Genomic DNA, 12,905 nt, shown 5'->3' with positions numbered 1-12,905 from the left:
ACAATGCGCAAGCCGTCAATCGATTCGCGACTTGCTACGGTCATACCGACTCGTGCTATGGTTGCTTCGGCTTCTGTTGATGAAAAATAAGCATGGCTATTCTGCTGTACTAGTCACGAAATGCCATGGGGAAAAAATGCTATAGGTTTCAAGGAATTTTTGTTTCGCCGATGGGTGACGCAACTCTGCGTGAAAAGAATGTTGGCAATTGCAAACTCGCGGGCCGCCGCCAGCGTTCATCGCTTGCATCGGCGTAGCGCGGCTGCCCTCTCGCACGAACCGGTTCGACGCATCATGACGCGCTCGCTCGCATCGTGGACATCGCGGTGCGCGGCACTCGCGCTGCTCACTGGCAGTCTTCTGTGCGGTTGCGCGATGGTCACCGTCAGCTCACAAGGCCCGGAGCAGTACATCGCGATGCGCCGCGGCGACATTCTATCGACCGGCCGTCTGAGCGCCGCGACGCGAGACACCCTGCACATCGCGGCACTCGATGGGAACACCTGCCAACGTGAGCCGCTCGATTGCATCAATACGATCTCGACCGTCGGCGGAATCAATACCGACCGGCGATTGTCGAGCCTCGCCGAACTGTCGTTGCAGATGGCCATCACCAACACGCCGGCCAACGCCAGCGATTGGAGCGACGCGCAATTCGATCTGTGACTCAGGGCCGCGCGATTCGCGTATGCGTTTCTGTTCCTCGGTGAACGCACTGCTGGCGAACGTGCATTCGAAGATCGTCAGACCCAGGTCCGTGACTACTACAACTACGCGGTGCAGGAACTTGCCCACGCGCTGTTTCTGCGCGGCGCGCTCGCTACCGATGCCGGCAACAACGTGCCAGGCACGCAGTACATCGCAGGCTGGTCCATTCATCTCGACCTGAGCCGAACCCGGCTACCCGAAGGCGTGCGCGAACCGCGCGAAGTCATCCCGGCGTCGCGGCTGTCGTTCGCGGGGATACGTAGCATTTATCGACGCGATGGTTTGGGGGCGGAACTCGTTGCTGTGATGAACGTGCCGCCGCCTGAAGATGACGTCGATGCGGGTGGCGATGCGGGTGGCAATGCCAGCGCCGACACGCGTGTGTCCGCCCGCGTCGATGGTCCCGCGAGCGCACCGTTCAACCCCGGCGTGTCGTCAGCAGCCGCGGGTCGGCCAAGGCCGGCGTCGCGCTTTTTCCGCGAGATGCCGTCGCCGAACGTGACCGCGTTGATCTGGTTCAGCCAGGGCACGCTCGAACAGGTGCTTGCTTCGCATGGGGTCGTGCTGTCCGTCTATGATCCGTATCGCGAAGACAGTGTCGAGCGACACGGCCAGACTGCGCCACTTTCGGCCAACTTCAGCGCGGGCTACGGCATCTGGCTCGCGCGCTCGGGCTTCGCCGGGCAATCGTTGCGCACGCTGTTTGGAAGCGCACACGGTATCGATACGCCCCGCATCTACATGATGCAACCGTTCGATCTCAATCGACGGATCATTCTGATGCTGCACGGCCTCGCGAGCAGCCCCGAGGCATGGGTCAACGTCGGCAACGATATTCAGGGCGATGAAGTGCTTCGCCAGCATTTCCAGGTGTGGCAGGTCTACTACCCTACCAACGTGCCCATTCTGGTCAACCTCGCGCGCATCCGCCGCGCCACGCAGCAGACGCTCGCGCACTTCGATCCAGACGGTACGGCGCCGGCGTCGCATGGCATGGTGTTGATTGGTCACTGCATGGGCGGCGTTCTGGCGCGGCTGCTCGTGTCGACTTCCGGCGACGCGCTTTGGGCGACGTTCGAGCACAAATACGTGCCCGAGGGCACCGATATCGATCGCGAGGACGAGCGGCTCGATCGGCTACTGAACTTCACGCCGATGCCGCAAATCGAGCGCGCCATATTTATCGCGGCCCCCCATCGAGGCACGCCGTTCGCGAGCAACCGGCTGTCGCGCTGGGCGGCCAACCTCGTGCGTCTGCCGCTTGCCCTCCTGAACGAGATCGAGGAAGTGATGCAGACGGCGACGAACATCGAACCGCAGGGACGGACCTTCCATGTGCCTAACAGCATCGAACAACTGCGCGAAACCGATCCGTTGATTCGCGCGACGTCGCAGTTGCCGATCAGCCCCCGGGTTTGCTTCCATTCGATCATCGCACGGCGCCGCGAAAACGGGCCGCTCGAAGATTCCGATGATGGCGTGGTCCCTTATCGCAGCGCGCATCTCGTGGGCGCGCTGTCGGAGAAGGTGATTGTTGCTGGACACAGTGTGCAGGAGACGCCGCGGGCGATCCTCGAGATTCGGCGGATCTTGCATGAGGATATTGCGCAGATCGATCAGCGCGGGGAGGTTTGCGGGGAGGTTGGGATAGCGAAGTGATGGCGGACGGGCCAGCTGTCTTTTGCGGCGGGTCGGACTTGGGCTCGGACTTGACGAGCTTGCTGTTGCTGGGCTCTGTTCGAATCACTGTACAGCGTTCCGAATCAAGCCAGCGTGATCGAGGCAGGCGCGGAAGATTGGTTCGAATGAGCGGTCAGGTCAGCGGAACGCTCGAAAGATCGCGACGGCCGCTCGAAATTCTTTCGCTACAAATTACGTATTGGATGTTACGGATTGGCGGGCACGTGTGTTCATTCTGGCGTGTTGTCGCCGTTTAGTGGGAGTAATGGGGTATCGTGCACCAATTTGACTGATTGGCGTGAAACAATGGCGTGCATTGGTGAAAAAAGTCTTTTAAAACAATAGGTTGACACGAACAGAAGACATTCCGCTATGTTTCACGCCGTGTCGGTTGGCGAGATTGGCCGAAGAATCGAAAATTCTCGCTCGTATTGGCTAAGAGTCACTTGTTTTTCGATATTTAGTTCGCAAAAGTTGAGCGGGTGTTCTGCCCCCGTATATTGTTAGGTTGCCGATGCGCGACTGCTGCATCTGCTGAAGTTCAAGTTGGCCACACGCGTGGCGACTGACAGTCGCTCGCATTGCGGATGCGCGATCGTCTTGCTAATCAATATCACAGGGCGGGCCGGGAGAGACTCTTTACGTTCGGGAGATTTGGGCGCTTGCCCTCACCTATCCTGCCGTCCATCGTCCGACGGATTTCTTGCGGATGATCTGAGAACAGCGATGTTGATTTCGCGCTGAACGAGTAGTCTGACGCAGGCCCATCCGGGTGGCATGACATACGATCGGACGGAGATCATTCGTTGCGGTCGAGTCACTCATTACTCCGGTGCTTGCCCAAAAATGATCGGCGCGGTCGCGATGCATCCCTTCGAATACCTCTATCTCGGTGTCTCCCCAGCGGGTGGGTAGATCGGTAGGCGTGACGACCGACATCAACTACCTTTAGAGTGTCCTCTCTTGACGACGGTGGGATGTTGGTTTAACGCGATTACGGCCAATTCATCGCGGCCGGCAGGCGTTCGCGATTGACTTTTCTGGTCGTCGATCGAGACGCTGGATCAGCAACGGGATCTGATTTGAGGACAAGCTTGCGCCGTGGCGAACACCGTTTGCGGAACGGCGACTGCATCGTTTGAGAGAACGCGCGATACATGATTCAGGGTCCCTTAACACGACGTTCCAGTAATAACTGGCTCCCGCCGGATCTTGACGCATGTCGTCTGTTCGCTGAGGCAAGCCCAATTCACAGCCTTCCTTTGCGCGTTTGTTCGTGCCGCTTTCATTGCTAATCGTACGGAACAGCTTTTCCGGCAGAACGACTGCCGACTTTGCGGTCGATAAGCGGTGGCGTCAACGCTGCGCGCGTTCATTGCCTGAGGTACACCGGGAGAGTGAAGCATTCTTGCGGGACGTCGACGATCTTCGCCGAGGTTGGCTACGGCCGACAGCGCCATCATGAACACAGTTGTTCATGGACAACCATGTGCAATGCACGTCGCGCACTAAGGGCCGCGGCCTTTCTCATTGAGAAGATTGGAACCGACGATAGCGGAGTCGAGTCGTCTCGGGGAAACGCGCTGATGCGGCGTTGGGTTGAGAATGACCGTGGATGGTCTGCCGGAATAGAGTTTGCGTTCATAGGATAGAGGGCTGGCCCTCCATCCCGTCCGTCATATGTCGCCTGTGCGATTTTGTATGTGCTCCGGGTAATGCGACCCGTCAACGAAGCAGCCGAACCCGGCTCAATGGATGCATCAGAAATCCCCAGTCATTGGCTGTCTCGCTCATGGCGAGCGGCTGACCCGCCGCAGGTGCCTGCGAGATCGCTGCGAACGCAATACTGCGCGAATCGCTCCACAGGTCGTGCAAGGCACGAAGGATGTACGTTCGCGTGGACGCGGCACGCTTTCACCGGCATCGGGCGTGGGTCGTCGAGAGTGTCTAGAGTCTAGACACCGGATGGCGCAAAGGTAGGGCTGCTGAGTGAGTGTCTAGACTCTAGACACTCTTCGAGGTGGACCGATTTGATTGACCAAAAAAAACCCGCACTAAGCGGGCCTTTCAACACCACAACCGAACCACCGATCAGCTCGTCTTCGGCTGCGATTGGAACATCTGTCCGATCAACTGTCGTATCTGAACTTCTTGCGCCTCGGTGATCACTCCGGTCTTGATCTTGATCGTGAAGTTACTCACATCCTTGGTGATGCTCCCAGCGTGCTCTCGTCCCGCGAAAAATTTCTCGATGCTGCGTCCGCTGGTACCACCCGACGTCGTCTGCCGGGTCGCCAGGGCGGTGATTCCCGCCGCGACCTTGCCCTGATCCATTTCGCCTCTCACCAACAGAGGCCAAATTTCGCGAGCGGCTTTAACGCCATCCTCGCCATGCTTTTTGATAGCCGCTGCAATTGCTTGCGCCGCAGTCCCGCCCAATAGTCGCGGTTGAATATCGAGATCTTTCTTGATGAAGTCCGGCAGATTGTCGAACGACAAGAACTGATACAGACCTGCCCGCGACAATCCCATCGCTTCCGCCAATCGCTTGCGATTCGGGAACTCTGTTTCCGATCGACGAATCGCCACGCCGATTTCATAGTCAGCAAGGTCGTCGCGGCTAATGTTTTCGACCATTGCGAGCACGGCCATATCCGAGTCGGAGCAATCCGCAACCACGGCCTTGATCGTGTCCAGCCCCAACATCTTGTGCGCACGCCAGCGTCGTTCGCCGGCGACGATCTGATAGTCATCCGCGACACGACGGACCACGATCGGCTGCATCAGTCCAACTTCCCGGATCGACTCCGCAAGCTCGGCTAACTTTGCTTCGTTGAACACGCGACGCGGCTGCCAAGGGTTCGGCAAGATGCCAGCAACCGCCAGTTGCGATGCGACGCCAGTCGATTCCAGTTCCTGCACGCGAAGTTGCGCAACGGCCAGCGCGCCGGCAAGGCCGGGCGCCGTTTGCGTGCGGTTGCTGCGCTTCACCTCGTCCTCGTTGATCGACGAAGTTTTGCGAATGCCGGACGTCTTGGCCAGCAACTGTTCTCGCATATTGCTCATTGCGCGTTCCTCCATTTTTCCGAATAGATCTCGTCGATCCAGCGACAGTAGTCGACGAGAGGTTGCCGCACGCGTTGCAACGACTTGGCCGCGCTGTGATTGCTGCTGATGTCGAAGACGGTCGAGAACGCCAACGCCCCGGTGCTCATCACCGAGCTCGCCGGTACCTCGATCGAATGCAGCCAGTTTTCGTACGCGCTTTGCGCCCACGCGCGCACGATCGGCGCCGACGAGTTCCGCCCATAATCGACCCGCGACAACACCAGCGACACGAAGTCGTACTTCTTGTCCGTCTCGAATTTGATAAAGCTTTTGGACACGTCCGAGAAAAGTCGCCAGAACGACAGCGAGCTGATGAAGTCCAGGTTTTCCGGCACCATCGGCATCACCATGGCATCCGCGGCCATCAGCGCGTTCAGATTGAGGTACGACAGCGACGGCGACGTATCCATGAGAATGTAGTCGTACTTCTTGCGCAGCGGCTCGAGCCCTTGACGAAGCACGGTCCAGAAGCGAAAACCCGGTCGCATCTTTTGCATCGCCGGGAGATGGAACTCTGCTCCAATCAGTTCCGTGTGCGCAGGAATCACGTCGATGCCATCCCAGTACGTCGACTGGACCCGCCCCTCGAGGCCACCTTCGATGTCCTGGTCGTAGACGTACGGCAATACTGTGTCTTCAGGCGTCACGTCTTTTTCCGCGTACAGTCCACACAGTTCCGAAAGCGACGCCTGCGGGTCGAGATCAACCACCAACACTTTGCGTCCCCGCAGCGACAGCCCCTGGGCGAGACACATCGTCGTCGTCGTCTTGGCGGAGCCACCTTTGAGCTGCGCGGTGATAATGATCTTCCCGTCTGGCTCCTTCAGGCGCGTGACCAGTGGAGTCTGGTAAATGTCGGAAATCTTTTGTACCCAGATCCGCGCCTCTTCCAGCGTGAAGGTCCGGGTACGGCCCGTGCCTGCCGCCGTGCCCGAAGGCAGTTCTCCGTCGCCTTTTGTCGCGAGATACTGAACCTGCGAGTGTGAGACGTTGCACATCTCGGCAATCTCGCCGGTCTTGAAAACGGGAGCCGTTTTTCGAGGACGCGGAGCCAGAATCGTGTCACGCAGCTCATTAGTGAAAATGGTGACCTTTTCTGCGAACTCACTGATCTGCTCAAAGTGAACGGTTCGGTCTACGGCAGGAAGTTGGCTCGTTCTGACCATTCTGAGGTTTTTCCATAAAATTCTAGAAACCTCAGAATACAGGAAATACTTGAAAATAGCTTTTTAAATTACTGTTTTTATGCGGATTTTCTGCAAATTTCTGTATTTCCAGACCGTTTTCGGTTGCGGAATCGCCGTGGAAACTAAACGAGCCTCGAAACACTGCGTCCTCGAAGGCACAAATGACCTCACCTTTCTTCGGAATCTGGGTAGCGGAGTCGGCACTCCTGCTCGAGACTTAGGCACTTGGTGAGGTCATTTGTGCACTTTCTCATTTTCTGATAGGCCGCTCCGGCGATCTTCTGCACAACCGACCTCACCATTGTTCGATTTTCGCCACCTCCCTACGAGCGCTCCCCGCACTTAGAACGCAAATGCACAATCAACCTCACCCACAGAAGCGGCGACACACCGGCGCTAGGCCGTCAGCCAGAGGTTCAACTCATCACCAAGGGTTGCCATCACCGTAGCAGCACAACCAACCTCACCTTGGCAGCAGCCCTTCCAAACCCGGTCAACGTTTCGCACAATCAACCTCACCATGCTGCACCGCGCAATCTTCAGCCGCATTTATTTGTGTGTGCCGGGTTGGTAGGTTTTTTTTAAAACCGAGAACAAACCCACAAACCAACGCAACCAAACACTATTCAATCCGTTCAAGCACTTAAGTTCCAAAAGGTGAGGTGCGTTGTGTCGAAGGTGAGGTTCGCTGTGCTCAGAGGTGCGGTTGGTTGTGCAGCAAGGTGAGACCGATTCCCCACCAAGGTGCGGTTCGATGTGTTTGCCACTGCGTCAAATCACGAAGGTGAGGTGGGTTGTGCAGCTATTGGGAACGAGGTTGAAAGGGCCGTCGCATAAGGCCTTGCCGCGCGAACGCACGCCCGCAAGGTGAGGTTCTTTGTGAACATGGTGAGGTTCTGTGTGCCGAAACGCGGAAGGGACGCCGAAACGGCCTCCGTCGCGGTCGTTTGATGGTGAGGTTCTGTGTGTTGACAGCTCACCACCGCATGCTTACAGTCCCGGGAGCGAAAAAGTGGATGAAGAACATGGCCGCGGACAATCCGGAAGAGGGCAGGTCGAAAGCGACGTCACGCCAGATGGCGCTCGCGCTCTTCGAAGACATGTTCGATCAGGGATTGCGCATCAACGAGGCCAATCGCGAGATCGGTTATCAGCGCAACGATTTTTTCACCGAAATCGTCAATATGGGGCTACCGGCGCGGCGCTTTCTCGATGCCGCGTACTTCATCGTCGCGCAGGAGCCCGAGCAGCGCGATCAGTACGACGTCGAACTCAACTACTTCAAGTGGCTGATGCGTTACGACAGCCGCAACCTGAAGCACTTGCGCACGATCGCCGACGAAGCTCAGAACGCGAAAGTTCGCGTAACGAATACGCCCGCGGACCGCGATCCCAACGAAAACGATCTGTGGGTGCAGGTTCAGTTGATCGGCATGGTCGGCTTTCATCGCGGACGTATGCGTTTCGACGTCCATCCGCGGCTCGTTCCGCATATCCGCGATCCGCAGAAATCGCATTGGCTGAGCTTGCGCATTTCCACCGCGTTCACGCGCAGTCTCGCGCGCGCGATCTACGACAAAGTTTTGCCCAACGTGCCAGCGGGACGCACCGACTGGATCCAGCTCGAGGAAATGCGCAACTGGCCCGGCAAAATGGGCGCGAATGCCGCCATCTTCAAATACTTCAAGCGTGATTGGCTCGAGCCGGCGGTGCGCGAGATCAACGAAGTGTCGGACGTCGAGATGTCCTATGAGACGCGGACTGCATCCACGACGTCGAAGAAAATCGACCGCATCCGCTTCCTGCTCAAGCGCAAGGACACAGCCGACGCGGTACTCGCGAGCCTCGCCGACGCGAGCCATCTGTACAAGATTCTTACCGACGAATTCGGGCTCTCGACCAAGCAGTTCAGCGAGATTTCGGAGAACCGCGAACTCTGGACCGACGAACGCATCCAGCAGGCCGTCGAATACACGCGCTTCAGGGTCAAGCGCGGCCAGGTCAAGAAGAGCCCCGCGGGCTACCTGATGCGCGCGCTACGCGACAACTGGAAGATCTCCGACGCCGAGCGCACGATGGTCGACGTACAGGCCAAACTGCTCGCCGACGAAACGCAGGAACAGGCGGTCAAGACCGAAACGAGAAAGACCGTGGCGCACAGCATCGCGACGCGCGAAGAAGAAGTGCGCGCGCGCATGAACGAGGATTCGCGCAAGGGCCGCGACCATTTCAACGCCGCCGATGCGAAGACGCGCAAGGAACTGATGCATGCGTGGACGACGTCGCGCGAAGGCAAGCTGATGCTGCGTCGGATGAAGCTCGAACCGTCGACGGTCACCGAAGATGCGATTTTCGCGAATACCGAGCTGGTCTGGTATCTGGGGCAGTTCGTGTTCGGCCGGATGAATGCGGCGCGCGCGGCGGCGTGAAGTGAGCCGGAAATCGGCTGCAAAGCAGCCCAAACTGAGCCGACCGGCAAATAGAAAGGGGTCTTGCACTGACGGATAGCAACGTCAGTGCAAGACCCCTTGCTACTTCAGACGCTCAGAACGCTCAGAACGACCCGAACAGCGAGCCCAGCACGATCACCACCACCAGCGCGAGTAACGCGCCGAGAATCGCGACGATCACGATGTCGCGATAGCTTTCGCGGTGGTTCGACCCACACACGGCAAGCAGCGTCACGACCGCGCCGTTATGCGGCAGGCTGTCGAGTGTGCCTGAGGAAATCACGGCGACCCGATGCAGCAGCGCCGGGTCGATGCCGTATTGCGCAGCCAGTTGCAGATAGGTGCTGCCGAGCGCGTCGAGCGCAATGGTGAGACCGCCCGAGGCCGAGCCGGTCAGCGCCGCGAGCAGATTGGTGGCGACCGCGAGCGATACGAGCGGACCACCGCCGATACCCAGCACCCATTCGCGCACGAGCGCGAACGCTGGCAGCGCGGCGATCACCGCGCCATAGCCGACCAGACTGCCGACGCTGAGCACCGGCAGCACCGATGCATTCGCGCCCGCATCGATCGTCTCGCGCAGCGCTGGCAGGCGATGCCGATTGAGCAGCACGAGCACGACGATCGCGACGGTGAGCGCCACGCACACGCCCCACACACCGCCGACCGCCGCAAGCGACGTCTCGCCCCAACGGACCTCGGCCAGATAGTCGGCGTCGATGCGCGGCAGCACGATCACGTTCATCACGAAGTTCGTCAGCACGACGAGCACGAGCGGCGTGAGCGCGACGCCGAACGAGGGCAGACTTTCGCTGACATGCCCGCGCTTCGCTTCCTCCGGATCGAAACTCTGCGATACGCTTGCGCGCTCGCGCACGAGGTTGTCGCTGGCCGGCGCCCCGGGGGATTTCACCACCGCCTTGAGTCCGTCGAATCCTTCATTGGCCGCCTTCGCGCGCGATTGCTGCAAGGACAACCACCAGAGCCCGAACACCACCATCACGATACTCGCGATGATGCCAAGCCCAGGCGCCGCAAACGGCGTCGTACCAAAGAACGGCATCGGGATCGCGTTCTGGATAGCCGGTGTGCCGGGCAGCGCGGACATCGTGAACGTCGACGTGCCGAGCGCGATCGCGGCCGGCATCAGACGGCGCGGAATATTGGCGGCCTGGAAGAGGGCGGTGGCCATCGGCGCGAGCACGAAGAACGCCACGAAGAGGCTGACGCCGCCATAGGTGACGAGTGCGCCGCCGATCACGACCGCGAGAATCGCCCGATGCGCGCCAAGCTTCTCCGTCATGTAACTGGCGATCGCCTTCACGGAGCCGCTGTCTTCCATCAGCTTGCCGAACAGCGCGCCGAGCAGGAACAACGGAAAGAACTGCGCGAGAAAGCGCGCGGCGCTGAGCATGAAGGTCTGGGTCCAATGCGCGAGAATCGGTTCGCCCGAAATCGCGGCGGCCAGCATCCCGGCGAACGGCGCGAGCAGCAGCACGGTCCAGCCGCGGTACGCGAAGCCGATCAGCAGCGCGAGACTCGCGAGCATGCCGAAAAGCCCTAGACCGATCGCGAGCGGTGACAGGGTGATGACTTCCATGGTCAGACTCCGTCGAGCAACGCGTCGAGATCCAGCGAGGAGCGCACGCCGATCGAATCGCCGTGCTCGGCGAGGAACGCGTCGGCGGCACGCCGGCCTTCGTCGCGCAGCATCGTCAGAAAGCTCCACTCGGCGTTCAGCTTCGACGAGTAGCCGAGTTCGGTCATCAGCTCGCTCGAGATCCGATGGATGCGCATCGCCGCCCAATGGCGGCCTTCGTCGCTGCCGGGGTCCGCCGCGCGGCGCAGCAGCGCGATCATGCGCAGCTCTTTCAGCAGCGGCGCGTTGAAGGCAACTTCGTTCAGGCGACTGATGATGTCGCGCGCGGTGCGCGGGGTTTCGTCCCGCACCACGGGATTGACCTGGATCAGCAGCGTGTCGCTCGACGTGCATTCGCGTACCAGCGGCGTCATGGTCGGATTACCGGCATAGCCGCCGTCCCAGTAGTCTTCACCGTCGATCTGCACGGCCTGGAACAGCGTGGGCAGGCAGCCGGAGGCGAGCAGCACGTCAGGCGTCAGGTCGCCATTGCGAAACACACGCGCCTGGCCCGTGCGCACGCGCGTCGCGGTGATGAACAGCTTGATCGGCGCGTCGCGCAGATGCGCGAAATCGATCGAGTCCTGCAGAATCTTCGCCAGCGGATGTACGCCGCGCGGGTTCAGGTCGTATGGAGAAAACACGCGCGCAGCGAGGTCCATCGCGATGAAGAGCGGCGAGTAGTCGAGCGTCCAGCGGCCCATCAACACGTCGAACGGGGTACGGCGAAACGGGCTGTACACCGATGCTTCGAATACTCGCCGCCAGAAGGCTTCGAGCGCGGCGCGCGCGCCGGCCGCGCCGTCTGCCTGATAGCCGCTCACCAGCACCGCGGCGTTCATCGCGCCAGCCGACGTACCCGATATTCCTTCGATCTGCAGCCACGACTCTTCGAGCAAACGGTCGAGGACGCCCCATGTAAAAGCACCGTGCGATCCGCCGCCTTGCAATGCGAGGTCGATAAGGGCGGGTTCGCGGTGGGTTGGTTGGTTTTTTGTTGCAGCCAAGACGACTCCGTAGTGAGGAGTGCTCCATTTCGCGAGCTGACGCCGCATGCACGGCGGACGAATGAACTGCTGGCCAATGCTGTGAACTACCGAATGAGGTGAGGCGTGTTTCAAAGGCGAAACATCGCACTGCACCATTGGTATTGGAAGTGGCCGGTGACTAAAAGTCAAGCGTATTCAACTTGATTCACAGAGCTTGCGAGCAACCGGCTCGTGGCCGTCATCGCCCGCTTGCTGGCCACGCGCGATTGTGCCTGGCAATGCCGGCCATTCAAGCGGAATACGGAAAAGCCGGTTGGTCACGCCGAGGTCAAAAACAGCGTGTAGGGAGGCCAACCGGCGCGCCCCGTCGCGCCGCTCACATAAGCCGCGCACATAATCATGGATAGGCGGAGTATCTTTGCACGGTTGAGCGCGATAATGCGGTGGCAATCATGCAATCCGCGTTATCCGTTTGCGCGTGCCGCTTAAATGCTAACTCGCGTGTATATCTTTGCTGTTTCGCCTTGCGCTAATCGCCGCGGCGTATTGCAATGTAATGTATCGTCTCGGCCGCCGGATACATTACGACATAATTCGACTGATGAACCGGGCTATAAAGCATGCATCGTCAAATCACGGAGAGCATCATGAACGCCGGGTTGCTGCAAGGGTCCTGTCACTGCGGGGCCGTCAAGTTCGAAGTTCGCACCGAAATCGTTCCGGCTGGTCGTTGCAACTGCAGCCTGTGCCGCCGCAAGGGCGCGCTGATGACGCCGCTCTTTCCCGCCAGTCAGTTGAAGATTCTGAGTGGCGAGGATTCGCTGACGCTATACCAGTTCAACACGAAGGTCGCGAAACACTACTTCTGCAAGCATTGCGGCATCTATCCTTTTCATCAGACGCGCAAGGATCCGCAGCAATGGCGCGTCAATATTGGCTGCCTCGACGGGGTCGATCCTTACGCGCTCGAAGCCGGCGTGGCCGATGGCGCGAGTCTTTCCGTGCTGGAGGACGCATGAAACGCCTGTTTGCCATCGCTGTGTTCGTCGCGGGCGGCTTCGCGGCCGAACTCGCGCATCCGTTGCAGTGTTCATCGATCCAGTCGAGCGGCGTGCAACTCAAACGCCGCAGCAGATAATCCGTC

9 protein-coding genes are annotated in these 12,905 nt (G+C 59.5%); 5 read left to right on the top strand and 4 right to left on the bottom strand.

What is annotated here, in order from left to right; all coding sequences use genetic code 11:
* The first annotated feature begins 294 nt into the window (after positions 1–294).
* Together HDG33_RS37205 and HDG33_RS07745 are read left to right on the top strand one after the other, a co-directional pair.
* On the top strand, positions 295–666 hold the full coding sequence (locus tag HDG33_RS37205) for a hypothetical protein (RefSeq protein ID WP_260330351.1): 372 nt from the start codon (positions 295–297) through the stop codon (positions 664–666).
* Positions 667–777: 111 nt separating this feature from the next.
* Entirely contained in the window at positions 778–2,367 is a 1,590-nt protein-coding gene (locus tag HDG33_RS07745) for a triacylglycerol lipase (protein ID WP_260330350.1), read from the top strand.
* A gap of 2,112 nt (positions 2,368–4,479) precedes the next feature.
* On the opposite strand, the gene HDG33_RS07740 is transcribed toward HDG33_RS07745, so the two are convergent.
* Together HDG33_RS07740 and HDG33_RS07735 are read right to left on the bottom strand one after the other, a co-directional pair.
* A complete protein-coding gene (locus HDG33_RS07740) occupies positions 4,480–5,454 on the bottom strand; it encodes a ParB/RepB/Spo0J family partition protein (protein WP_184023618.1) in 975 nt (324 codons plus the stop codon).
* Positions 5,451–6,662, bottom strand: coding sequence for a ParA family protein (locus tag HDG33_RS07735; RefSeq protein WP_167368785.1), 1,212 nt, complete (start codon positions 6,660–6,662; stop codon positions 5,451–5,453). Before HDG33_RS07735 ends, HDG33_RS07740 begins: the two co-directional genes overlap by 4 nt.
* A 1,046-nt stretch (positions 6,663–7,708) precedes the next feature.
* On the opposite strand from HDG33_RS07735, the gene HDG33_RS07730 reads away from it, so the two are divergent.
* Positions 7,709–9,112, top strand: coding sequence for a replication initiation protein (locus HDG33_RS07730; protein WP_167368809.1), 1,404 nt, complete (start codon positions 7,709–7,711; stop codon positions 9,110–9,112).
* A 124-nt stretch (positions 9,113–9,236) separates the two neighbouring features.
* Here the strand turns inward: HDG33_RS07730 and HDG33_RS07725 are convergent, their stop codons facing one another.
* Together HDG33_RS07725 and HDG33_RS07720 are read right to left on the bottom strand one after the other, a co-directional pair.
* Positions 9,237–10,733 carry a GntP family permease gene (locus HDG33_RS07725; RefSeq protein WP_184023616.1) on the bottom strand — a complete coding sequence of 499 codons (1,497 nt, stop codon included), beginning with the start codon at positions 10,731–10,733 and terminating at the stop codon, positions 9,237–9,239.
* Between the two features lie 2 nt (positions 10,734–10,735).
* Positions 10,736–11,779 carry a patatin-like phospholipase family protein gene (locus tag HDG33_RS07720; protein WP_184023614.1) on the bottom strand — a complete coding sequence of 348 codons (1,044 nt, stop codon included), beginning with the start codon at positions 11,777–11,779 and terminating at the stop codon, positions 10,736–10,738.
* A gap of 629 nt (positions 11,780–12,408) precedes the next feature.
* Here HDG33_RS07720 and HDG33_RS07715 point away from each other — a divergent pair.
* A complete protein-coding gene (locus HDG33_RS07715; RefSeq protein WP_090810665.1) occupies positions 12,409–12,780 on the top strand; it encodes a GFA family protein in 372 nt (123 codons plus the stop codon).
* Positions 12,777–12,899 (top strand): hypothetical protein, encoded by a 123-nt coding sequence (locus HDG33_RS37200; protein ID WP_260330349.1) that lies wholly within the window; start codon positions 12,777–12,779, stop codon positions 12,897–12,899. The genes HDG33_RS07715 and HDG33_RS37200 overlap by 4 nt, the downstream gene beginning before the upstream one ends.
* Positions 12,900–12,905: the final 6 nt, after the last annotated feature.

The sequence above is a fragment of the Paraburkholderia sp. Cpub6 genome, from assembly GCF_014201065.1.
Lineage (GTDB): Bacteria > Pseudomonadota > Gammaproteobacteria > Burkholderiales > Burkholderiaceae > Paraburkholderia > Paraburkholderia tuberum.
The sequence above is the reverse complement of the archived record's forward strand: the minus strand, read 5'-3'. Positions and strand labels throughout refer to the sequence as shown.

Excerpts from the sequence above, each read along its gene's own strand:
- HDG33_RS37205 (WP_260330351.1), top strand. The coding sequence starts at position 295 with ATGACGCGCTCGCTCGCATCGTGGACATCGCGGTGCGCGGCACTCGCG.
- HDG33_RS37200 (WP_260330349.1), top strand. The coding sequence starts at position 12,777 with ATGAAACGCCTGTTTGCCATCGCTGTGTTCGTCGCGGGCGGCTTCGCG.
- HDG33_RS07715 (WP_090810665.1), top strand. The coding sequence starts at position 12,409 with ATGAACGCCGGGTTGCTGCAAGGGTCCTGTCACTGCGGGGCCGTCAAG.
- HDG33_RS07740 (WP_184023618.1), bottom strand. The coding sequence starts at position 5,454 with ATGAGCAATATGCGAGAACAGTTGCTGGCCAAGACGTCCGGCATTCGC.
- HDG33_RS07725 (WP_184023616.1), bottom strand. The coding sequence starts at position 10,733 with ATGGAAGTCATCACCCTGTCACCGCTCGCGATCGGTCTAGGGCTTTTC.
- HDG33_RS07735 (WP_167368785.1), bottom strand. The coding sequence starts at position 6,662 with ATGGTCAGAACGAGCCAACTTCCTGCCGTAGACCGAACCGTTCACTTT.
- HDG33_RS07730 (WP_167368809.1), top strand. The coding sequence starts at position 7,709 with ATGGCCGCGGACAATCCGGAAGAGGGCAGGTCGAAAGCGACGTCACGC.